The sequence below is a fragment of the Streptomyces jumonjinensis genome (assembly GCF_009600885.1).
Lineage (GTDB): Bacteria > Actinomycetota > Actinomycetes > Streptomycetales > Streptomycetaceae > Streptomyces > Streptomyces jumonjinensis.
In genome coordinates, this window is sequence record NZ_VCLA01000192.1 from 214,733 (window position 1) to 235,001 (window position 20,269).

Genomic DNA, 20,269 nt, shown 5'->3' on the forward strand with positions numbered 1-20,269 from the left:
GTTGTGGGTGCGGCGGGCGTCCTCGCCGGTGTTGTCGCGGAGCTCCAGGAACTCCTCGACATCCGCATGCCACGTCTCCAGGTAGACGGCGGCGGCTCCCTTGCGCCGGCCGCCCTGGTTGACGGCGGCGACGGAGGCGTCGAGGGTCTTGAGGAACGGCACGATGCCGTTGGAGTGGCCGTTGGTGCCCCGGATCAGGGAGCCGCGGGCGCGGACGCGGGAGTAGGAGAGGCCGATGCCGCCCGCGTGCTTGGACAGCCGCGCGACCTGGTGATACCGGTCGTAGATCGAGTCCAGCTCGTCCAGCGGCGAGTCCAGCAGATAGCAGGACGACATCTGCGGATGCCGGGTCCCCGAGTTGAACAGCGTCGGCGACGACGGCAGATAGTCCAGCCGGCTCATCAGCCGGTAGAGCGCGGCGACCTCGTCCAGGGCGCGCGTCGAGTCGTCCTCGGCCAGTCCGCAGGCGACGCGGAGCATGAAGTGCTGCGGGGTCTCGATCACCTGGCGGGTGATGGGGTGGCGCAGCAGATAGCGGCTGTAGAGGGTGCGCAGCCCGAAGTAGCCGAAGCGGTCGTCGGCGGCCGGGTCGATCAGGGCGTCGAGGCGGGCGGCGTGGAGCGTGACGAAAGCGGCCGTGCGGTCCGCGATGAGACCCTCGGCGAAGCCGACGGCGACCGAGGCGGAGAAGGAGACCGCGCCCTGGCCCTCGGCCTCGTCCGCGATGGTGCGGGTCAGCAGCCGGGCCGCCAGCCGGGAGTACGCCGGGTCCTCGGAGATGAGGCCCGCGGCGGCGTCGGTGGCCAGCCCGCGCAGTTCCGCGGCGTCCGACCCCGCGTGCCGGCCCCGCAGCGCGGCGGCGGCCACCCTGCCGGGGTCGGTGTCCGGCAGATCGGCGGTCAGGTCGGTCAGGGTCCGCAGCAGCGCGGTCCCGGGGCCGTCGCTTCCGGGTCCGTCCCCGGGCTGTCCGGAGACCGGTCCCAGGACCTGTCCGGGAAGCCTCTCGGCGGTCTGTGCGGAGCTGCCTGAAGCCGGATCGGCTGGCGCGATGGTCACGTGGTGCTCTCCCTCGCTCGGCTCACGGGCGACGGGCGGGAGGGCAGGCCGCAGGGCGCACCTTTCCCAGGGAAGGGCAGCATTCCGTACGGCGTCCACCGACCCAACCGCGAGGCCCGGACGTCTCGGCACCCGGGTCGGTCGAGCCGGGTGCGCTGTCGGCAGACGTCCGGACTCGCGGATACGACAAAGCGCACCACAGCACACCGTTGCGGGACAGTTCCGGATTCACACCGGATTCCTCTGCGGCGACAGCGAGATGAGCATACATGTGGGGGCGGTCGGTGGTGATACCCACCAGATGTTGTGTCGCGGGGGTGCTCGGGGCCCTACGCTTGGTCACCCTCGGAAGCCCTGGGAAGGCCGCCGGAAAGGCTTCGGGACGGCTCCGGGAAGGGCCCTGGGCGGCTCCGGGAAGGCTCAGGGAGGACCCCGGGCGGGCCGTCGCCGCGGCCGTATCGCGGGCTTCGGCGGCCTTTGGTGACACCGCTGCCGGGGCCGGATGTCAGTGCCCTCCCCTATGGTCGAAGACACAGGGAGGTCGAAGACCCGGAGAGGGGGAGGGCCCATGACCCAGTCCGCGGAGATCCTGGAGATCACCGACCGGTTCCCTGTCCACCCGGATGAATTCGACGAGGGCACACGAATACCCGCCGCCCGGTCCCGGCGCATGCGGATCGAGCTCATCGACGGCAGGATCAGGAGCAGGGCCGCGCCCGACGGGGACCATGGGCGGATCGTTCAGTGGCTGACCCGGATCTGTCTGCGGTCCCGGCCCGAGCTGTGGCTCCATCCCGAGCAGGGGATCAAGGTACAGGAGCACCGGCTGGGCCGCGCCCGTCCGGACGGAGCGCTGGCTCCCAGTGACGCGTTCGTCGGCCAGGGCGAGTGGGCGGACCCCGCACCGGTGCTGATGGCGGTCGAGGTGACCTCGTACGACGCGGACACCGACCAGCGCGACCGGGTGGAGAAACCGCGCGCCTACGCGCAGACCGGCATCCCCGTCTATCTGCTGATCGACCGGGACCGTTGCGAGGTGACGGTGTACAGCGAACCCGACGGCGTGCGGTACGAGTGCTCCCCTACGGTGCCGTTCGGCAAGGAGATCGCCCTGCCCGACCCGGTGGGCATCGTGGTGCCGACCGAGCAGCTCAAGGACTGGGTGCGCTGACTCATACGAGAGAGGGGCCGTCACCATCGGGTGACGACCCCCCTCTTGAAGCTCAGTCCGTGGGCCGCTTCAGCCGTGCGACGAACTTGTAGCGGTCGCCCCGGTAGACCGAGCGCACCCACTCCACCGGCTCCCCGCGCCCGTCCAGCGAATGGCGCGAGAGCATCAGCATCGGCAGGCCCACATCAGTGCCCAGCAGCCCCGCCTCGCGCGGGTTCGCCAGCGAGGTCTCGATCGTCTCCTCGGCTTCGGCGAGATGGACGTCGTACACCTCCGCGAGCGCGGTGTAGAGCGAGGTGTACTTCACCAGACTGCGCCGCAGCGCCGGAAAACGCTTGGCCGAAAGGTGAGTTGTCTCGATCGCCATGGGCTCGCCGCTCGCCAGCCGCAGCCGCTCGATCCGCAGCACCCTGCCGCCCGTGGTGATGTCCAGCAGCCCGGCCAGGGTGTCATCGGCGGTCACATAGCCGATGTCCAGCAGCTGCGAGGTCGGCTCCAGGCCCTGGGCCCTCATGTCCTCGGTGTACGAGGTGAGTTGCAGCGCCTGGGACACCTTCGGCTTGGCCACGAAGGTGCCCTTGCCCTGGATGCGCTCCAGCCGGCCCTCGACCACCAATTCCTGGAGCGCCTGACGCACCGTCGTGCGCGAGGTGTCGAATTCCGCCGCGAGTGTGCGTTCTGGCGGCACCGGCGTCCCCGGCGGCATAGTCTCTGTCATGTCCAGAAGATGACGCTTGAGCCGGTAGTACTTGGGTACACGCGCGGTGCGGGTCCCAGCCCCGCCCTCGGGCTCCGTACCCACCCCGTCCGTGCTCATGGCCCGCCTTCCCGACTCCTGCGCTGCTGCCGTCACCGGCTCCTCCGTCTGTCGCGGCTCACATGGTGGCACGGTCCGGTCACGGGTCGTCGCCCTCCCTCAGGTGTCGGTCCTATAACGGACGTGACTGCCCTTCTTATACACCCTTGACACCCCTAAAGGTCTAGGCCAAGCTCCGGGTACTGGTCTAAACCATTAAAGGCCAGGTCCCAGCCCCACGGGCAGACCGATGAAGCGCTGTCTCTGCGTGTTGTGCGACTCCCGGGCGGTGGGGGGAAATCTTGCATCCCTTGAGGAGGGTGGCGTGAAGCGCAAGCTCATAGCCGCGGTTGGCGTGGCGGCGATGATGGTTTCGGTCGCTGCATGTGGTTCGGACAGTGACGACAACAAGGCTGCGGACCCGAAGGACCGCAAGGGCACACTGACCGTCTGGCTGATGAATGACGCTCAGTCGACCTGGCCCGAGGTCGTCAAGGACGCCAACAAGGAGTTCAACAAGAAGTTCCCCGGGGTCAAGGTCAACGTCCAGTACCAGACATGGGCGGACAAGACCAAGAAGCTCGACGCCGCGCTCTCTGGTGACAAGTTCCCGGACGTGGTCGAGCTCGGCAACACCGAGACGATGACGTACATCCTCGGCGGTGCGCTCGGCGAGATCGACGAGAAGAAGTACGACAACTCCGACACCTGGATCAAGGGTCTCAAGGACACCTGCACCTACGAGGGCAAGCTCTACTGCGTGCCTTACTACGCGGGTGCCCGTGTCGGCGTCTACAACGCCGAGATGTTCGAGAAGGGCGCCGGAGCCAAGGAGTTCCCGGCCACCGAGGACGAGCTGAAGACCGCTCTCGGCAAGATCGAGAAGAAGTACGGCAAGGACAAGGGCTTCTCCTCGCTCTACCTGCCCGGCAAGTACTGGTACGCCGCCATGTCCTACGTGGCCGCGTACGGCGGCAAGATCGCCGAGTACGACGAGGGCGCCAAGGAGTGGAAGGCCAGCCTCTCCACGCCGGAGGCCCAGAAGGGCATCCAGCACTACGTCGACCTTGTCAACGACTACAACAACGCTGACAAGACCAAGGACGAGCAGGACCACGCCAACGTCATGGCGAACGAGAAGACCGCCCTGATCTACGGCAACGCCTGGGAGGCCGGCAGCGTCACCGACGGCGAGGGCAACGGCAACGCCGAGCTCAAGGGCAAGATCTTCCCGATCTCCATGCCCGGCCCGGAGGGCAAGCCGCTCCCGACCTTCATCGGCGGCTCGGACCTCGCCACCATCGCCAAGTCCGACCAGCAGGACCTGGGCGAGGAGTGGATCTCGGTCTACACGAGCGAGAAGTCGCAGGAGGGCCTGATGAAGGAGAACACCCTCCCGAACAACACCAAGCAGCTTCAGCCGCTGAAGGAGAAGCCTGCGACCGCGCCGGCCGCCAACGCGGTCGAGGGTGCCTGGTTCACCCCGATCGCCCCGGGCTGGGCCGCGATCGAGAAGTCCGAGATCATCGAGCTGATGCTGCTCGACATCATCAAGGGCAAGTCGGTCGCCGAGGCCACGAAGAAGGCCGACGAGGAGATCAACAAGCTGATCAACACTGAGGGCGCCTGACCCCTGCGGTCCTGAACCTCTGATCTCCCCGGGGGGTGACGGGCCCGCGCCATGCGCAGGGCCCGTCACCCCCGCCTTTAGGTGAACAGTCCGAACGGAAGGCCACGCACGATGAGTGCCGCCGAGCTCAAGACCCCCGGGGGACCGGACCCCCAGGCCGCTGCCACTTCGGTGGCCGACCAGCGGCCCGCCGAAGTCCATGAACCCAAGTCGTCGGGGGGAGGTGGCCGGCGGAGACGCAAGGGGGCTCTGCTGCCCTATCTGCTGATCGGGCCCACCGTCATCGCGATCGGCGCGGTGTTCGTCTGGCCGCTGATCAAGACGGTGATCATGTCCTTCCAGGACGTGGGCCGTAAAGAGCTGTGGTTCGGCACCGACCCCGAGTGGGTGGGCTTCGAGCAGTTCGAGAACATCCTCGCCGACGGGGCCTTCTGGGACTCGGTCGTCCTGACCGTCGTCTTCATGATCGCGTGTGTGGTCACCACGCTGGTCATCGGCCTCGCCATCGCGCTGGCGATGCAGCGCATGTCGACCTGGGCGCGTCTGATGCTCACCGGTGCGCTGATCGCCGCATGGTCCATCCCGCTGCTGGTCGCCGCGTCGATCTTCCGCTGGCTCTCGGACTCCGACTACGGCGTCATCAACATGGTGCTCTCGAAGTACCTCGGCCTCGACTTCCAGGGCCACAACTGGTGGCTCGACTACAAGCAGGGCTTCCTCATCATCGGCGCGGTGGTCGTCTGGGGCGCCATCCCCTTCGTCGCCGTCACGCTGTACGCCGCCCTCACCCAGGTGCCCAAGGAGCTGGAGGAGGCCGCCGCGATCGACGGCGTCAACGCCTTCGGCAACTTCCGCTACGTCACCTTCCCGGTCATCAAGCCGGTCTTCCAGATGGTCGCCACCCTCTCGGTGATCTGGGACTTCAACGTGCTCGGCCAGGTCTGGCTGATGCGTGGAAGCAAGCCCGAACCCGAGTACGAGATCATCGGCCTCTACGCCTTCAACAAGGCATTCGAGTCCAACTCCTTCAGTCAGGGCGCGGCCATCTCCCTGATCACCGTGCTGCTGCTGTCCGGTGTCGCCGTGTACTACCTGCGCCAGCTGCTCAAGATCGGAGAGGTCGATTGAGCACCACCGCCTCCGCGCCGAAGACCGAGACGCCCGTGAACACCGTGAAGTCGGTTTCCGTGAAGAACGCCAGGCCGTCGAAGGACCCTAAGAAGAAGAGCCGGATCGTCTACAACACCTTCGGGGTGCTGACGTTCCTGATCATGATCTTCCCGGTCTACTGGCTCGTCGTCAGCTCGCTGCGGCCCAACAAGGAGATCCGCAGCTACGACCAGACGCTCTGGCCGTCGTCGCTCACCTTCGACAACTTCGCCCGCGCGATCGACTACGAGAACTTCGGCACCGCGATCAAGGCCAGCCTGATCATCAGCATCACCGCCGTCGTCGGCGCGATGCTGCTGGCCACGGTCGCCGCCTACGCGATCGGCCGCTTCCGCTTCCACGGCCGCCGGGTCTTCATGATCGTGCTGATCCTGGTGCAGCTGCTGCCGCCGACCGCGATGCTGATCCCCATCTACCTCCAGCTCAACGACTTCGGTGCGCTGAACGAGTACTGGGGCATCATCATCATCTACCTGGTCTCCACGCTCCCCTTCGCGACCTGGATGATCCGCGGCTTCGTGATCAACATCCCGAAGGAGCTGGAAGAGTCCGCGATGGTGGACGGGTGCACCCAGATGGGCGCCTTCTGGCGGATCATCTTCCCGCTGCTCGCCCCGGGCCTGGCCGCCGCGTCGATCTACTCGCTGATCAACGCCTGGAACGAGTACATGCTCGCGTACATCGTTCTCCAGGACAACGACAAGTACACGCTCAACGTCTGGCTGGCGAACTTCACCACCGCCCGGGGCGTCGACTACGGCGCGCTGATGGCCGCCTCGACGATGATCGCGATCCCGGTCGTCATCTTCTTCATGATCATTCAGAAGAAGATGGCCGCGGGACTCACCTCCGGCGCAGTGAAGGGATAACGGCGCTCCATGACCACTGTCGTACGAGGGTCCTCGGACACTCTCACCCGTGACGCCCTGACCGTCCTCCAGCCCGGCTTCATCGGCACCACCGCGCCGGACTGGCTGCTGCGGCAGATCGGCGAGGGCCTCTCCGCCGTCGGCCTCTTCGGCCGCAACATCGCCACCCCCGAGCAGCTCACCGCGCTCACCGCGCAGCTGCGGGCCGAGCGGGACGATGTGCTCGTCGCCATCGACGAGGAGGGCGGCGACGTCACCCGTCTGGAGGTGCGCGACGGCTCCTCCTTCCCCGGCAACTACGCGCTGGGCACGGTGGACGACACCGGCCTCACCCACGATGTCGCCTATGAGCTCGGCCGCCGGCTCGCCGCCTGCGGCGTCGACCTCAACTGGGCGCCGTCCGCCGATGTGAACTCCAACCCGGACAACCCGGTCATCGGCGTACGGGCCTTCGGCGCGGACGCCCGGCTGGTGGCCCGGCACACCGTCGCGTATGTGGAGGGCATGCAGGCCGCCGGCGTCGCCGCGTGCGTCAAGCACTTCCCCGGCCACGGCGACACCAACGTCGACTCCCACCACGCCATGCCCCGGATCGACGTGGGCCTGGAGACGCTGCGCGCCCGGGATCTGCCGCCGTTCCGCGAGGCCATCGCGGCGGGCCCCAAGGCCGTGATGAGCGCGCACATCCTGCTGCCCGCGCTCGACCCCGAGCGCCCGGCGACCCTGAGCCCGCAGATCCTCACCGGGCTGCTCCGTGAAGAGCTGGGCTTCGACGGCCTGATCATCACCGACGGCATCGAGATGCAGGCCATCGCCTCGACGTACGGCATCGCGCGCGGCTCCGTCCTCGCCATCGCCGCGGGCGTCGACGCCATCTGCGTCGGCGGCGGCCTGGCCGGCGAGGAGACCGTGCTGGAGCTGCGCGACGCGCTGGTCGCGGCGGTGCGCAACGGCGATCTGCCCGAGGAGCGGCTGGCCGACGCGGCGGCGCGGGTCCGCGCTCTCGCCGACTGGACGCGCCGGGCCAGGACGGCCGGCCCGCAGGACGGTGCCGGGATCGCCTCCGACATCGGTCTGGTCGCGGCACGGCGCGCGGTCCAGGTCACCGCGGGAGAGCTCCCGTACGAGCCGGTCACGGCCGCGCCCCATGTCGCCTCCTTCGCCCCGGTCGCCAATATCGCGGTCGGCGCCGAAACCCCTTGGGGAGTCGCACCGGAGCTGGCGCAGCTGCTGCCCGGCACCACGGCCGACACCTACACCGAGGGCGCTGTGGAGACAACGGCGCTGGTGAGCGAGGTGCTGGCCAAGGCGACAGACCGTAGGATCGTCGCAGTGGTACGCGATGCGCACCGCCACGCCTGGATGGCGGCGGCCCTGGACGCGCTGATCGAGGCCCGGCCGGACACGGTCGTGGTGGAGATGGGCGTGAACCGGGCGCAGCCCAGGGGCGCGCTGCACATCGCCACCCACGGCGCCGCCCGTGTCTGCGGGCGGGCCGCCGCCGAGGTCATCACCGGCCGGGGGACCGGGGCCTGACCGAGGCGTCACCGGACTGTGCCGGGGCGGGGGCCCGATGGCTCCCGCCCCGGCTCACCGAACGCCAGTTGGAGGCCAGTATGTCCGCCACGCATTCGGCCGAACAGAGCGAGCGCCCCGGCCGGATCATGTCCGGCGAGATGGCGGAACAGCCCGCGGTACTGCGGCGCATCCTGGAACGGGGTGCGCCGCTGATTCATGAGACGGCCCGGCGGATCGCGGCCCGCGCGCCGCGCTTCGTGCTGCTGACCGCGCGCGGCAGCTCCGACAACGCGGCCCTGTACGCGAAGTATCTGCTGGAGATCCAGCTGGGCCTGCCGTGCGGGCTGACCTCCATGTCCACCACGACGGCGTACGGGGCCCGGCCCGATCTGCGGGACGTCCTCGTCATCACCGTCAGCCAGTCCGGGGGCTCGCCCGATCTGGTCGCCTCCACCCGGGCGGCCCGGGAGGCGGGCGCGATCACGCTCGCGGTGACCAACAACCCCGACTCCCCGCTGGCGGCGGTCTCCGAGTTCCATGTCGATGTGCTGGCCGGCCCGGAGAAGGCGCTTCCGGCGACCAAGACCTATACGGCCTCGCTGCTCGCCCTCTATCTCTTCGTGGCGGGGCTGCGGGGCGAGGACGGCGCGGCGGCGCGGGCGCTGCCCGACCCCGCCGAGCAGGTGCTGGCCCGCCAGGACGAGATACGCCGGCTTGCGTCGCGCTACCGGTTCGCCGAGCGCATGGTGATCACCTCGCGGGGTTACGGATATCCCACGGCGAAGGAAGCGGCGCTGAAGCTCATGGAGACGAGCTATATCCCGGCGCTGTCGTATTCGGGCGCGGATCTGCTGCACGGCCCGCTGGCGATGGTCGACAACATCTCGCCGGTGATCGCGGTGGTCCCGGACGGCAAGGGCGGCGAGGCCCTCCAGCCGGTGCTGGACCGGCTGCGCGGCCGGGGCGCCGATCTGGTGGTGGTGGGCCCGGCCGCCCAGGTCGAGGCGGCCTCGGGAGGCTTCGTCCTGCCGACCGAGGGCGTCCCGGAGGAGCTCCAGCCGATTCTGGAGATCCTGCCGCTGCAACTGCTGGCGTACGAGGTGACCATCGCCCGCGGCCAGGACCCGGACGCTCCCCGGGCCCTGGCGAAGGTGACCGAGACCCACTGACCCCGGCCGCGGGACGGGGCACGCCGTCGCAGCGGCACCGCCCCGGACGGCGAGCGGCCGGGGCGTCGGCGGTACGGTCTGGCATCGACCCGCGGGTGACGCGCGGAGCGTCGGCGGTACGGCCTATGGCATCGACCCGCGGGTGACGCGCGGGGCGTCGACGGGCACGGTCTACGGCATCGACCCGCCGGTGGCGTCCAGCCAGGTCCCCGTGACCCACCGGGAGTCGTCCGAGGCGAGGAAGGCCACCACGTCCGCGATGTCCCGGGGCTGCCCGACCCGGCCCAGCGCCGACTGCGTGGCTGCCGCCGCCAGGGCTTCGTCGTCCGACCGCAGCCAGCCGGCGTTCATATCCGTGTCGGTGATGCCCGGCGCCACCGAATTGACCGTGATCCCGCGCGCTCCCAGCACCTTGGAGAGATCCCGGGTCATCACATCCAGCGCGCTCTTGGTCATCGAGTACGCGATCAGGTCCGGCATCATCGCCCCACGGGCCAGCCCCGTGGACACATTGATCACCCGGCCGCCGTCCCGCAGCCGGGTCAGCCCCTCCCGCACCAGGAAGAACGGCGCCTTCGTGTTCACCGCGAAGACCCGGTCGTACTCCTCTTCGGTGATCTCCCCGAACGGAAGCCGCGAGACCACACCCGCGTTGTTGACCAGGATGTCCACCCCCGCCCCGGAGGTGACCCGGTCGAACTCCGCCCACAGGGCCGCCGCGTCGCCCGGCACGCCCAGCCGCTGACGGAGCGCGGTCGCCGAGCTGCCCGCCGCGGTGATGGCCGCCACCGTCTCCTTCGCAGCCGCCTCATCGCCGCCGTAGTGCACGACGACCTGTGCCCCGTCCTCGGCCAGCCGCTCCGCGATGCTCCGCCCGATCCCCCGGCTGCCCCCGGTGACCAGCGCGGTCTTCCCCGAGAGCCGTCCGCCGGCCGGATTTCCGTGCGAGCTCATACCGCTCCCCTTTGTTTAGCGGTCGATACAAAAATGACCGTATCACGATCTCTAGCGACCGCTATAGAATTCGGGCATGGCAACGAGACAGCGCGGCCGGCCCCGCTCCTTCGACCGTGACGAGGCGCTGCGCCAGGCCACGTTGGCCTTCTGGGAGCATGGCTACGAGGCGACCTCCATCGCCGGTCTCACCAAGGTCATGGGCATCGGGGCGCCCAGCCTCTACGCCGCGTTCGGCGATAAGAAGGCCCTGTTCGCGGAGGTCGTGGAGGCGTATACGACAAGCTGGGGGATCTTCGCCGGCCAGGCGCTGGCGGAGGAGACCACCGCCCGTGCCGCGATCGGCCGGATGCTGCGCGAGGCCGCCCATGAGTACACGGACCCGTCCCATCCGCGCGGCTGTCTGGTGATCCGCGCGGCCGTCAACTGCGCGGCTCCGGAGGTCGGGGCCGCCCTCAGGGAGCGCCGCAACGCCACTCTCGCCGCGTTCGAGAGCCGTATCCGCGCGGATGTCGCGACCGGTGGGCTGCCCGGGGACACCGATGCCCCCGCGCTCGCCCGGTACTGCGGAGTCGTGCTCCAGGGCATGTCGCAGCAGGCGTGCGACGGGGCGACGGAGGAGGAGCTGGCGCGGACGGCCGAGATCGCGATGCGGGCCTGGCCCTGACGTTCCGGTCCGGGGCGAAGGCGCGACCTGGGGGCGAGCGGCCGGACATACCCGCGGGCCGCGGCGCCTGACGGGACCCTCAACCCGTCCGGCACCGCAGCCCGGAGTGCTCGGCCGGGCGGGTGTGCGGTCCCGCGCGGCCGTGGGGGAGGACCGGGCGCAGTCAGGGCAGAGAGCACCGGGGCCTCGTTCCACTCTCCTGTGCGGGGAGAGCGGAAGTCTCGCTTGCTCCATCATTGTGGACTAGACCATTCGCGGATGTCCATGGATCGGCGTCGATTGGTCGAAGCCCATGCCCAACAGCACGGCCGCCCGCCGCCCCCGGTTCAGCTCGCGGGTACGCTCGCACACGTGCCCTCCATGAACGACCTCGTCCGCCAGCACACCGCCCTGAGCGACTCCGACCTTGAGTGGCTCCATCTGCTGGTCTCGGAGTGGCAACTGCTCTCCGACCTCTCCTTCGCCGATCTCGTGCTCTGGGTCCCCACCCGCGACGGCACCCGCTATGTCTCCGTCGCCCAGATGCGCCCCAACACCGGCCCCACGTCCTACCAGGACGACATGGTCGGCCATCTCGTCCCGCGCGGCCGGCGCCCCCTGCTGGACGCCGCCCTCGACGAGGGCCGCATCGTCCGCGAGGGCGACCCGGAGTGGCGGGAGGAGGTTCCCGTACGGGTCGAGTCCATCCCCGTACGCCGGGAAGGACGCGTCCTCGGCGTCATCGCGCGCAATACGAATCTGCTGACCGTGCGCACCCCCTCCCGGCTGGAGCTCACCTATCTCCAGTCCGCGTCCGACCTCGCCCAGATGATCGCCGCCGGATCCTTCCCCTTCCCCGGCCAGCAGGTCGACATGGACGCGTCCCCCCGCGTCGGCGACGGGCTGATCCGGCTCGACGCCGATGGCGTCGTCCAGTACGCCAGCCCCAACGCGCTCTCCGCCTACCACCGGCTCGGTCTCGCCTCCGACCTGGTCGGGCACCACCTCGGCCAGGTCACCGCCGAGCCCGCCCCCGCCCGCGGCCCGTGGACGAGGCCATGGTCAAGCTCGCCAGCGGCTACGCCCCCCGGGAGGCCGAGGCGGAGGGCAACGACGGGGTGATCCAGCTGCGTGCCATCCCGCTCAAGCCCAAGGGCACCCGGATCGGCTCCCTGGTGCTGCTGCGCGACGTCACCGAACTGCGTCGCCGCGAACGAGAGTTGATCACCAAGGACGCCACCATCCGGGAGATCCACCACCGGGTGAAGAACAACCTCCAGACGGTCGCGGCGCTGCTGCGCCTCCAGGCCCGCCGGATGGACTCGGAGCACGGCCGTGAGGCCCTCAACGAGGCCGTACGGCGGGTCGGCTCGATCGCCATCGTGCACGAGACCCTCTCGCAGAACCTCGATGAGCGGGTGGAGTTCGACGAGATCGCCGACCGGGTCATCGCGATGGTCGCCGAGATCTCGCCCGGAAAGGTCGAATGCCGCCGCACCGGCCGCTTCGGCGTTCTGGACGCCGAGGTCGCGACCCCGCTCTCGATGGTGCTCACCGAGGTGCTCCAGAACGCGCTGGAGCACGCTTTCCCGGCGGGCGAGCGCGGCTCGGTGGAGGTATCGGCGGTACGGGGCGATCCGCGCACCGACAGCAGGCTGCTGATCACCGTCCAGGACGACGGCCGCGGACTCCCCGAGGGCTTTGACGCACAGCGCACGGGAAATCTCGGTCTACAGATCGTACGGACCCTGGTGGAAGGCGAGTTGGGCGGAACGTTCGACATGCTTCCGGTACCCGAACCCGGCCAAGGCACCCGGGTGGTACTCGATATCCCCGTACGCGCACAGAAGTAGCGTTACGCGCTCAGAAGTAGCGCCCGCGTATTCCAGGGGAATTCGGAGTGAACGCGGGCGCGGGAACAGCAGCGAGCCCCGGACCGTTGGTAATTCGGTCCGGGGCTCGAATGCTGTGGGTTACTGCTGCGCGCTGCGACTCGTGGGCGGTGAGTGCGTACTCGCTGTACGCGCCGCCGGAGGCTCAGGCTCGGTGCGGTGGCGGTCAGGCGCTGGCGTTACGCGCCCGGTTGCGGGCGGCGCGGCGCTTCATCGCGCGGCGCTCGTCCTCGCTGAGGCCACCCCAGACGCCGGAGTCCTGGCCGGACTCAAGCGCCCACTGCAGGCACTGCTCCATGACGGGGCAGCGACGGCAGACGGCCTTGGCTTCCTCGATCTGCAGCAGCGCAGGACCGGTGTTGCCGATGGGGAAGAAGAGCTCGGGGTCTTCCTCGCGGCAAACGGCGTTGTGACGCCAGTCCATGGCTGCTACCTCTCCTTGGTATTACTTGCAGGTTGCTTGTGAATGTGAACGCTTTCACGAATCCCCCCACAAGGGAAGGGCCGACCGCCGACTCACGTCAACGTGTGGTCCAGGGTTTTGAGAGGGGGTTCCGGCAGTCTGCGGTCCCGATTGAACGGGCCGTCCCGATCGCCATGAAGAGACTCGCAAACCTCGGCGACGGATACAACCCCTTCTGGAAAGTTTTTTTTGATTCCTCGGTGTCGACTAGGTCACAGCCGTCATTCTATGGGGTGGAGCCCAGTCCGTACGTTCGAGATAAAGGTCGTTTGACTCTTCTACTCACACAATCACACGCAGTGCACGGCGTACGCCTGTGAACGTCACGCTGGTGCGCAGTCCAAGGTGGTCACCATCCATCTGAAAAGGCAGTGGAACCTTTGAATTCAAGGTGAAGTCTGTGAGGTCATGGAGAGTAATCGCGTGCTTGCCGTGGGGTCCTCTGCTGGGGCTGGACGTCAGCAGCTGGGTGCCGTAGCGGGCCACCGCCGGGGCCGACAGCCGGGAGAGCCCGAGCACATCGAGGCCCGTGTCGAAGGACGCCTTCGGCGAGGCGTAGACCGGACGATTGCCCAGGAAGGTCCATGGTGAGGTGTTCGCGACTATGGACACCACCAGATCGGTGACCGGGTCGTGACCGGGCCGCTCCAGAGTGATCCGGCCGTGCAGGCGGTGGGGCTCGCCCAGGAACTGGCGCAGCACCTGGCGTACGTACAGCGCGTGCGTCGAACGCTTTCCGCGCTCCCGCTGCTGCTCGACCCGGCCGATGACGCCCGCGTCGAATCCGACGCCCGCGCAGAAGGTGAACCAGCGGGACGGCACACCCTCGTCCTCGGTGCCCGGGGTGCCGGAGGCCAGCCCCAGGCCCACGGTGCGCTCGCTCTGCTCGCTGAGCGCGTCCAGAATCGCGCCGGTCGCCTCCACGGGGTCATTGGGCAGTCCCAGAGCGCGGGCGAACACATTGGTCGAGCCGCCCGGGACCACCGCGAGCCGGGGCAGCCGCTCGGGGTCGGGGCCGTTGTGGAGCAGACCATTGACGACCTCGTTGACCGTGCCGTCGCCGCCGAGGGCGACGACGAGGTCTATGTCGTCCGACTCGGCGGCCCGCCGCGCGAGATCGCGTCCATGGCCCCGGTACTCGGTGGTGACGGCCTCCAGCTTCATCTCGCTGGCGAGCGCGTGGATCAGCACATCACGGGTGCGTGCACTGGTGGTGGTTGCTGCCGGGTTGACCACGAGAAGTGCGCGCATGCGATGCAGCGTACCCAGTGGGGGGTACCCGGCCCAGCCCGGGTCGGCCCGCGGACCCCTCGCCGGGCGGGCCACGGGCCGCTTCCGGCGGCGGATACCCTGCTGAGGTGAGCGAAGACCAGACCCCGCGCCCTGCCCGCCTGGCCGCCGCGGCGGCGGTGTCCGGCCTGGAGGGCCTGGCACTGGTCGCCTACGGCGTCTACATGCTGGTGATGGGCGTCATCGGCAGCCCCGAAAGCACCACCACGGCGGAGATGGGCGGAGTGACGCTGATCGCCCTGGGGGCCATCCCGCTGATCGCCGCCCGCGGTCTGCTGCTGCGCCGCGCCTGGAGCCGGGGCCCGGCGCTGATCACTCATCTGATGGCGCTGATCCCGGCCTGGACGCTGCTCAGGTCCACGGGCGGGCTGATCCCGCTGGGAATCCTGGTCGGGGCGGTCGCGGTGTCCGGTCTGGTGCTGGTGGTGAACCCGGCGACCACCCGGGCCCTGGGCATCGGCGGCGCCCGCGACGCCTAGCCTCCGACGGCGACGGCGACGGCGACGACGGCGACGACGACGGCGCCCGCGACGCCTACGGCGCTTCTGACGACGACGGAAGAGGGGTGGTGGACAGGAGTCCGCCACCCCTCTTCCGCGTCACCGCGTCCGAAGCCCGCCGGGGCGGCTACTCCTCCACCAGAAGCTTCTCGCGCAGCTGCGCCAGGGTCCGCGCCAGCAGCCGGGAGACGTGCATCTGCGAGATGCCGACCTCCTGAGCGATCTGCGACTGTGTCATGTTGCCGAAGAACCGCAGCAGCAGAATGCGCTTCTCACGCGGCGGCAGATCCTCCAGCAGGGGCTTGAGCGACTCCCGGTACTCGACGCCCTCCAGCGCCTCGTCCTCCGCGCCCAGCGTGTCCGCGACCGCAGGGGACTCGTCGTCGGTGTCGGGGACGTCCAGCGAGAGCGTCGAGTAGGCGTTGGCCGACTCAAGACCCTCCAGCACCTCCTCCTCGGAGATGCCCAGCCGCTCGGCCAGCTCGTGCACGGTGGGGGAGCGGCCGTGCAGCTGGGACAGCTCCGCCGTCGCCGTCGTCAGCGACAGCCGGAGCTCCTGGAGCCGCCGGGGCACCCGGACCGCCCAGCCCTTGTCGCGGAAGTGCCGCTTGATCTCGCCGACGACCGTGGGGGTGGCGTAGGTGGAGAACTCCACGCCCCGCTCCGGGTCGAACCGGTCCACCGACTTGATCAGGCCGATCGTCGCCACCTGGGTGAGATCGTCCAGCGGCTCGCCCCGGTTGCGGAACCGCCGGGCCAGATGCTCGACCAGCGGCAGATGCATGCGCACCAGCTGGTTGCGGAGCTCGGCCCGCTCCGCGGAATCGTCGGGCAGGGCGCGGAGCTCGAAGAACATAGCCCGCGCCCCGCTGCGGTCATGGGGTTCGTGGTGCTCCTGGTCGTGCGTCCGCTCGCTCATATGGCCCGCCTTCTCCCAGCGCTCCGCCTGGGTGGGGGTCTTCACGGCGTGGCCGGGGGGCGTACCCCCAGCCCGCGCCTGCTCCTGCTCCGCCGCGACCGCCCGGCCGCCCGGCCCGTCCTCGGGGTGGGGGCGGGCCTGCTGCTCGGGAAAGTCATGCACCGAGGGTGGCTCTTCCCTCACCGGACCGTCCTCGTTCCACACCGGCCGTCCCCGTTCCTCACGCCGGCCCGGGTCCCGCGCCGCGCTGTTTGTACAGGCTGATGGAGACCGTACGGTCATCGGCGACCGAGGAGTAGACCTTGCCGGCCAGTGCGGAGAGCACCGTCCAGGCGAAGGTGTCCCGCTCCGGCGCCCGGCCGTCGGTCGTCGGCGCGGAGACCGTGACCTCAAGGGAGTCGTCGATGAGCCGGAAGACACAGCTGAGGACGGAGCCGGGGACCGCCTGCTGCAAAAGGATCGCGCACGCCTCGTCGACCGCGATCCGCAAATCCTCGATCTCGTCGAGGGTGAAGTCCAACCGTGCCGCGAGTCCGGCCGTGGCCGTACGCAACACCGACAGATAGGCACCCGCAGCGGGCAGCCGGACTTCCACGAAGTCCTGGGTCCCGGGCTCGCCTGCGATCTGGGACACCCTCACCTCCAAGGTGACACAAGCTCTTTCCGGGCCGCGGGAGAAAGATCCCGAAGCCGTCGCTACGCAGTCCGTACGTAGCCGGTACTGGCTCGGCGACGCTATCGCGATCCATGGTGCGCTGTCGCCGGACCCCCACCCCTCGACCACTGTCACTCATGGTAAGCATATGAACACATACAGTGGCTAGTGGTCTGCGGGGTTCAATTGTGGGGCCAGGGTGGATGGTTGACGTACCCACGCGTCGCGGGGCCGAACCGTCGCCCCCCAGAGTGTGCCGCCTTCCCCCGCGGCACACGAGGTCAGGCCCCGAGATCGGATCGTCGTACCGGACGGATCCGCCGTGGCCTCAGACGAGCGCGGAGTGCGTGAAACACCACCGCCAGTCCTCTCCCGGCTCGAAGCTCCGCATCACCGCGTGACCGGTCTCCGTGAAGTGCGCGGTCGCGTGCCGCAGCGGCGAGGAGTCGCAGCAGCCCACATGGCCACAGCTCAGACAGAGCCGCAGATGCACCGGCTCGGTGCCCGCGATCAGGCACTCCGGACAGGTCCCGCTCTGTGGCGCGGGCTCCGGGCGGGGCAGTTCCGCTACATGCGGGCACTCGCTCATGACAGCAAGATTACGGCGCGCACGGCGTACCTTCCCGGTGAGCGGCGGTCACCGGCGGCCACGCTCCGTGACCTGGCGCGGTTCCGCGCCGTATATCCGGATACGGGCGGTCCTGACTGCCGACCGCTGACCGCTGACCGTCGGCAGGACGGTCAACCGACCCCGACGGACCCCGACAGCACCGACGGACCCTGACGGACCCTGACCGAACCCGAGGACACCTATGGACGCACTGCCCCTCGTGGCGCTGATCGCGGTCAGCGCCGTGGTCGCCGCAGCGGCCCGCAGAACCCCCGTTCCGCCGCCGCTGCTGCTGGTGGCGGTCGGACTGGTCGCCGAGTACATCCCCGGCGTGCCCGACTACACCCTCGACCCGCACATCGTGCTGCCGCTGGTGCTGCCGCCCCTGCTCCATCTGGCCGCGCTCGACAGCTCGTATCTCGATCTGCGGGCCAACGCCCGGCCCGTCGCGCTGCTCTCGGTCGGCTATGTGCTCTTCGCGACCGTGGCGGTGGGATATCTGACCCATCTGCTCGTGCCCGAGCTGCCGCTGACGGCCGCGCTGGTGCTGGGCGCGGTCATCGCGCCCCCGGACGCCGTCGCCGCGACCGCGATCGCCCGGCGGCTGGGGCTGCCCAGCCGGATCACCACCATCCTCCAGGGCGAGTCCCTGGTGAACGACGCCACCGCCATCACCGCGTTCAAGGTCGCGGTCGCCGCCGCCGTGGGCGAGGGCATGAGCTGGGCCGGCGGCATCGGGGAGTTCGCCCTCGCCGCGCTCGGCGGCGTCGGAGTGGGACTGCTGCTGATGGTCCCCATCCACTGGCTGCGCACCCATCTCAAGGAGGCGCTGCTCCAGAACACGCTCTCGCTGCTCATCCCCTTCGTCGCCTACGCGGCGGCCGAGCAGGTGCACGCCTCCGGTGTGCTCGCGGTGGTCGTCGTCGGGCTCTATCTCGGCCACCGCCGCTGGCAGGTCGACTTCGCCACCCGGCTCCAGGAGGAGGCCGTGTGGAAGATGGTCGCCTTCATCCTGGAGTCCGTCGTCTTCGCGCTGATCGGCCTCCAGCTGCCGTATGTGCTCGAAGGGCTCGGCGACTACGGGATCGGCGAGTCCCTCGGCTACGCCCTCGGCGTGTTCGTCTTCGTGGTGGTGGTGCGGTACGTCTGGGTCTTCCCCGCGACCTTTCTGCCGCGCCGGCTCTCGGCTCGGATCCGGCGGCGGGAGCCCGATGTCAGCTGGAAGGCCCCGGTGATCGTGGGGTGGGCCGGGATGCGCGGGGTGGTCTCACTGGCCATCGCCTTCTCCATCCCGCTCACCACGGACGCCGGCGAGCCGTTCCCGGGCCGGAATCTGATCCTCTTCCTGACCTTCACCACCGTGATCGGGACGCTGGTGGTGCAAGGGCTCACCCTCCCGTTGCTGATCCGCGCGCTGAGACTGCCCCAGCGGGACCCCCGCGCCGAGACGCTCGCCGAGGCGCAGGCCCAGAGCGAGGCATCCCGGGCCGCGGATCTGCGGCTGGACGAGCTCCTCGCCGACGAGCGCAACGCGCTGCCCGGACCCCTGGAGGAACGGCTGCGTACGGTGCTGGAACGGCGGCGCAACGCCGTCTGGGAGCGGCTGGGGGCGGTGAACGAGATCACCGGGGAGTCGGCGGACGCGACCTACCGCAGACTCGCCGGGGAGATGATCGAGGCCGAGCGGGCGGTCTTCGTCCGGCTGCGGGACGAGCGGCGGATCGACGACGAGATGATGCGTACGCTCCTGCGCCGGCTGGATCTGGAGGAGGCCGCCGCCTACCGGGAGGAGGACGCGGACTCGGCCTGAGACGCGGACTCGGCCTGAGACGCGGACTCGGCCTGAGACGTGGGCTCGGCCTGAGACGCGGGCTCGGCCTGAGCGGTGATGACCGCGACGAGAGCGGTGCCGGGGGCGAAGGCGCCCTCGGCGGTGAGTGCGGTCAGACCGTAGAGCATTTTGGCGACATATATCCGCTCCACGGACAGTCCGTGACGTTCTTCGAACTCATCAGCGAATTGGGAGAGTTCAGGCGTTATGCGGGCATAGCCGCCAAAGTGAAAACGTTCCTCCAGCGACCAGTCCCCGGTCCGTCCGCCGAAGGCGGAGCGCTGGAGGCGCTCCGTCTCCGCGGCGAGGAAGCCGCCGCGCAGGGCCGGGAAGCCGAGGGCGCGCATGCCCGGGGGGAGTCCGGCGGCGAGTCCCGCGAGGGTGCCCGCGGTGCCGCAGGCGACGGCGACGACGACGGCTGCGGTCCGGCTGTGGAGCTCCTCGCCGAGCTCTCCGCGGAGCTCTTCGCCGAGCTCTTCGCCGAGGCCGGCGCAGCCGCGCGCGGCGAGGGCGTTGCTGCCGCCCTCCGGGATCGCGTACACATCGCCGTCCGGCGCCACTTTGGCCAGAATGCGCTGGACAGCTTCCGGCTGGTCCTTGTGCCGGTAGGTCGTGCGGTCCACGAAGATCAGCCGCATGCCGTCGGCGGCGCAGCGGGCGAGGGACGGGTTCAGCGGGCGGTCGGCCAGCTCGTGGCCGCGTACGACGCCGATGGTCGGGCAGCCCAGCAGTCGTCCGGCCGCGGCTGTGGCCCGCAGATGGTTGGAGTAGGCGCCGCCGAAGGTCAGCAGGGTCCGGCCGGCGGCGGCCTGGAGATTGGGCGCGAGTTTGCGCCACTTGTTGCCCGGCAGATCGGGGTGGATGAGATCGTCGCGCTTGAGCAGCAGCCGTACCCCGTGGCGGGTGAAGCGCTCGTCCTCGACGGGCTGGAGCGGGGACGGCAGCCGGGGCCGCAGGGCGGCGGCGGGATCGCGGGCTGTGGTGGGCACCCGTCCATTGTCACCGGTGTCACCTGCGCGGACACGGGGAGGGCGGGTGCGGGGGCGCTCGGTCCCGGGGCGTGCGGGCGCCGGGGAGAGGGGGGTGGTGCCGGGGTGCCGGGGTGTGGGGGGTGGCGTTGTGGGGGGTTG

The 20,269-nt window shown here is 69.6% G+C and carries 18 protein-coding genes, 1 pseudogene and 1 riboswitch; of the genes and pseudogenes, 10 read left to right on the forward strand and 9 right to left on the reverse strand.

Annotated elements, in window-relative coordinates; translation table 11 throughout:
* The coding region (locus FF041_RS39590) for a ribonucleotide reductase N-terminal alpha domain-containing protein (protein ID WP_323393266.1) at positions 1 to 1,056 on the reverse strand (1,056 nt) is incomplete at its 3' end.
* A gap of 143 nt (positions 1,057 to 1,199) precedes the next feature.
* Positions 1,200 to 1,324, reverse strand: a riboswitch (cobalamin riboswitch).
* Between the two features lie 300 nt (positions 1,325 to 1,624).
* Between FF041_RS39590 and FF041_RS31655 the strand changes: the two genes are divergently transcribed.
* The gene (locus FF041_RS31655) at positions 1,625 to 2,227 is read left to right on the forward strand and encodes a Uma2 family endonuclease (RefSeq protein ID WP_153525924.1); all 603 of its coding nucleotides are present in this window, start codon (positions 1,625 to 1,627) and stop codon (positions 2,225 to 2,227) included.
* Positions 2,228 to 2,279: 52 nt separating this feature from the next.
* Here FF041_RS31655 and FF041_RS31660 read toward each other — a convergent pair whose 3' ends face one another.
* On the reverse strand, positions 2,280 to 3,044 hold the full coding sequence (locus tag FF041_RS31660; RefSeq protein ID WP_153481959.1) for a GntR family transcriptional regulator: 765 nt from the start codon (positions 3,042 to 3,044) through the stop codon (positions 2,280 to 2,282).
* Positions 3,045 to 3,348: 304 nt separating this feature from the next.
* Here FF041_RS31660 and FF041_RS31665 point away from each other — a divergent pair, with 304 nt between their 5' ends.
* The 5 genes from FF041_RS31665 to FF041_RS31685 all read left to right on the forward strand — a co-directional run bounded on the left by FF041_RS31665 (position 3,349) and on the right by FF041_RS31685 (position 9,379).
* Complete coding sequence (locus tag FF041_RS31665; RefSeq protein ID WP_323393267.1) at positions 3,349 to 4,653, forward strand: extracellular solute-binding protein; 1,305 nt, start codon at positions 3,349 to 3,351, stop codon at positions 4,651 to 4,653.
* A 111-nt stretch (positions 4,654 to 4,764) separates the two neighbouring features.
* Entirely contained in the window at positions 4,765 to 5,781 is a 1,017-nt protein-coding gene (locus tag FF041_RS31670) for a carbohydrate ABC transporter permease (RefSeq protein ID WP_153525926.1), read from the forward strand.
* Entirely contained in the window at positions 5,778 to 6,692 is a 915-nt protein-coding gene (locus FF041_RS31675; RefSeq protein WP_407698213.1) for a carbohydrate ABC transporter permease, read from the forward strand. Before FF041_RS31670 ends, FF041_RS31675 begins: the two co-directional genes overlap by 4 nt.
* A 9-nt stretch (positions 6,693 to 6,701) precedes the next feature.
* On the forward strand, positions 6,702 to 8,228 hold the full coding sequence (locus FF041_RS31680; protein ID WP_153525927.1) for a glycoside hydrolase family 3 protein: 1,527 nt from the start codon (positions 6,702 to 6,704) through the stop codon (positions 8,226 to 8,228).
* An 80-nt stretch (positions 8,229 to 8,308) separates the two neighbouring features.
* Complete coding sequence (locus FF041_RS31685) at positions 8,309 to 9,379, forward strand: SIS domain-containing protein (RefSeq protein WP_153481921.1); 1,071 nt, start codon at positions 8,309 to 8,311, stop codon at positions 9,377 to 9,379.
* 171 nt (positions 9,380 to 9,550) lie between these two features.
* Here the strand turns inward: FF041_RS31685 and FF041_RS31690 are convergent, their stop codons facing one another.
* Positions 9,551 to 10,333 carry an SDR family oxidoreductase gene (locus FF041_RS31690; protein ID WP_153525928.1) on the reverse strand — a complete coding sequence of 261 codons (783 nt, stop codon included), beginning with the start codon at positions 10,331 to 10,333 and terminating at the stop codon, positions 9,551 to 9,553.
* 76 nt (positions 10,334 to 10,409) lie between these two features.
* Between FF041_RS31690 and FF041_RS31695 the strand changes: the two genes are divergently transcribed.
* The gene (locus tag FF041_RS31695) at positions 10,410 to 11,000 is read left to right on the forward strand and encodes a TetR/AcrR family transcriptional regulator (protein ID WP_153525929.1); all 591 of its coding nucleotides are present in this window, start codon (positions 10,410 to 10,412) and stop codon (positions 10,998 to 11,000) included.
* Between the two features lie 360 nt (positions 11,001 to 11,360).
* A pseudogene (locus FF041_RS31700) lies at positions 11,361 to 12,832 on the forward strand (sensor histidine kinase).
* Between the two features lie 205 nt (positions 12,833 to 13,037).
* Here FF041_RS31700 and FF041_RS31705 read toward each other — a convergent pair.
* Together FF041_RS31705 and FF041_RS31710 are read right to left on the reverse strand one after the other, a co-directional pair.
* A complete protein-coding gene (locus tag FF041_RS31705; protein ID WP_003953983.1) occupies positions 13,038 to 13,295 on the reverse strand; it encodes a WhiB family transcriptional regulator in 258 nt (85 codons plus the stop codon).
* A gap of 321 nt (positions 13,296 to 13,616) precedes the next feature.
* Positions 13,617 to 14,585 (reverse strand): diacylglycerol/lipid kinase family protein, encoded by a 969-nt coding sequence (locus tag FF041_RS31710; protein ID WP_153525930.1) that lies wholly within the window; start codon positions 14,583 to 14,585, stop codon positions 13,617 to 13,619.
* 107 nt (positions 14,586 to 14,692) lie between these two features.
* On the opposite strand from FF041_RS31710, the gene FF041_RS31715 reads away from it, so the two are divergent.
* The gene (locus tag FF041_RS31715) at positions 14,693 to 15,103 is read left to right on the forward strand and encodes a hypothetical protein (RefSeq protein ID WP_323393270.1); all 411 of its coding nucleotides are present in this window, start codon (positions 14,693 to 14,695) and stop codon (positions 15,101 to 15,103) included.
* A 148-nt stretch (positions 15,104 to 15,251) separates the two neighbouring features.
* Here the strand turns inward: FF041_RS31715 and FF041_RS31720 are convergent, their stop codons facing one another.
* The 3 genes from FF041_RS31720 to FF041_RS31730 all read right to left on the reverse strand — a co-directional run bounded on the left by FF041_RS31720 (position 15,252) and on the right by FF041_RS31730 (position 17,287).
* Positions 15,252 to 16,325 carry an RNA polymerase sigma factor SigF gene (locus FF041_RS31720; RefSeq protein WP_398704307.1) on the reverse strand — a complete coding sequence of 358 codons (1,074 nt, stop codon included), beginning with the start codon at positions 16,323 to 16,325 and terminating at the stop codon, positions 15,252 to 15,254.
* Positions 16,264 to 16,677: an ATP-binding protein gene (locus tag FF041_RS31725; protein WP_323371270.1), complete on the reverse strand. Its 414-nt coding sequence runs from the start codon at positions 16,675 to 16,677 to the stop codon at positions 16,264 to 16,266. The genes FF041_RS31720 and FF041_RS31725 overlap by 62 nt, the downstream gene beginning before the upstream one ends.
* A gap of 349 nt (positions 16,678 to 17,026) precedes the next feature.
* Entirely contained in the window at positions 17,027 to 17,287 is a 261-nt protein-coding gene (locus tag FF041_RS31730; protein WP_153525931.1) for a UBP-type zinc finger domain-containing protein, read from the reverse strand.
* A gap of 223 nt (positions 17,288 to 17,510) precedes the next feature.
* On the opposite strand from FF041_RS31730, the gene FF041_RS31735 reads away from it, so the two are divergent.
* Positions 17,511 to 19,118 carry a Na+/H+ antiporter gene (locus FF041_RS31735; RefSeq protein WP_153525932.1) on the forward strand — a complete coding sequence of 536 codons (1,608 nt, stop codon included), beginning with the start codon at positions 17,511 to 17,513 and terminating at the stop codon, positions 19,116 to 19,118.
* Here FF041_RS31735 and FF041_RS38295 read toward each other — a convergent pair.
* Positions 19,088 to 20,128, reverse strand: coding sequence for a 1-aminocyclopropane-1-carboxylate deaminase/D-cysteine desulfhydrase (locus FF041_RS38295; RefSeq protein WP_323393274.1), 1,041 nt, complete (start codon positions 20,126 to 20,128; stop codon positions 19,088 to 19,090). The genes FF041_RS31735 and FF041_RS38295 overlap by 31 nt on opposite strands.
* Positions 20,129 to 20,269: the final 141 nt, after the last annotated feature.

Bases quoted from the DNA above. Each gene is read 5' to 3' on its own strand.
- FF041_RS31660 (WP_153481959.1), bottom strand. From the start codon at position 3,044: ATGAGCACGGACGGGGTGGGTACGGAGCCCGAGGGCGGGGCTGGGACC.
- FF041_RS31720 (WP_398704307.1), bottom strand. From the start codon at position 16,325: ATGACCGTACGGTCTCCATCAGCCTGTACAAACAGCGCGGCGCGGGAC.
- FF041_RS31680 (WP_153525927.1), top strand. From the start codon at position 6,702: ATGACCACTGTCGTACGAGGGTCCTCGGACACTCTCACCCGTGACGCC.
- FF041_RS31685 (WP_153481921.1), top strand. From the start codon at position 8,309: ATGTCCGCCACGCATTCGGCCGAACAGAGCGAGCGCCCCGGCCGGATC.
- FF041_RS31695 (WP_153525929.1), top strand. From the start codon at position 10,410: ATGGCAACGAGACAGCGCGGCCGGCCCCGCTCCTTCGACCGTGACGAG.
- FF041_RS31710 (WP_153525930.1), bottom strand. From the start codon at position 14,585: ATGCGCGCACTTCTCGTGGTCAACCCGGCAGCAACCACCACCAGTGCA.
- FF041_RS31705 (WP_003953983.1), bottom strand. From the start codon at position 13,295: ATGGACTGGCGTCACAACGCCGTTTGCCGCGAGGAAGACCCCGAGCTC.
- FF041_RS31735 (WP_153525932.1), top strand. From the start codon at position 17,511: ATGGACGCACTGCCCCTCGTGGCGCTGATCGCGGTCAGCGCCGTGGTC.
- FF041_RS31730 (WP_153525931.1), bottom strand. From the start codon at position 17,287: ATGAGCGAGTGCCCGCATGTAGCGGAACTGCCCCGCCCGGAGCCCGCG.
- FF041_RS31690 (WP_153525928.1), bottom strand. From the start codon at position 10,333: ATGAGCTCGCACGGAAATCCGGCCGGCGGACGGCTCTCGGGGAAGACC.
- FF041_RS31655 (WP_153525924.1), top strand. From the start codon at position 1,625: ATGACCCAGTCCGCGGAGATCCTGGAGATCACCGACCGGTTCCCTGTC.
- FF041_RS31670 (WP_153525926.1), top strand. From the start codon at position 4,765: ATGAGTGCCGCCGAGCTCAAGACCCCCGGGGGACCGGACCCCCAGGCC.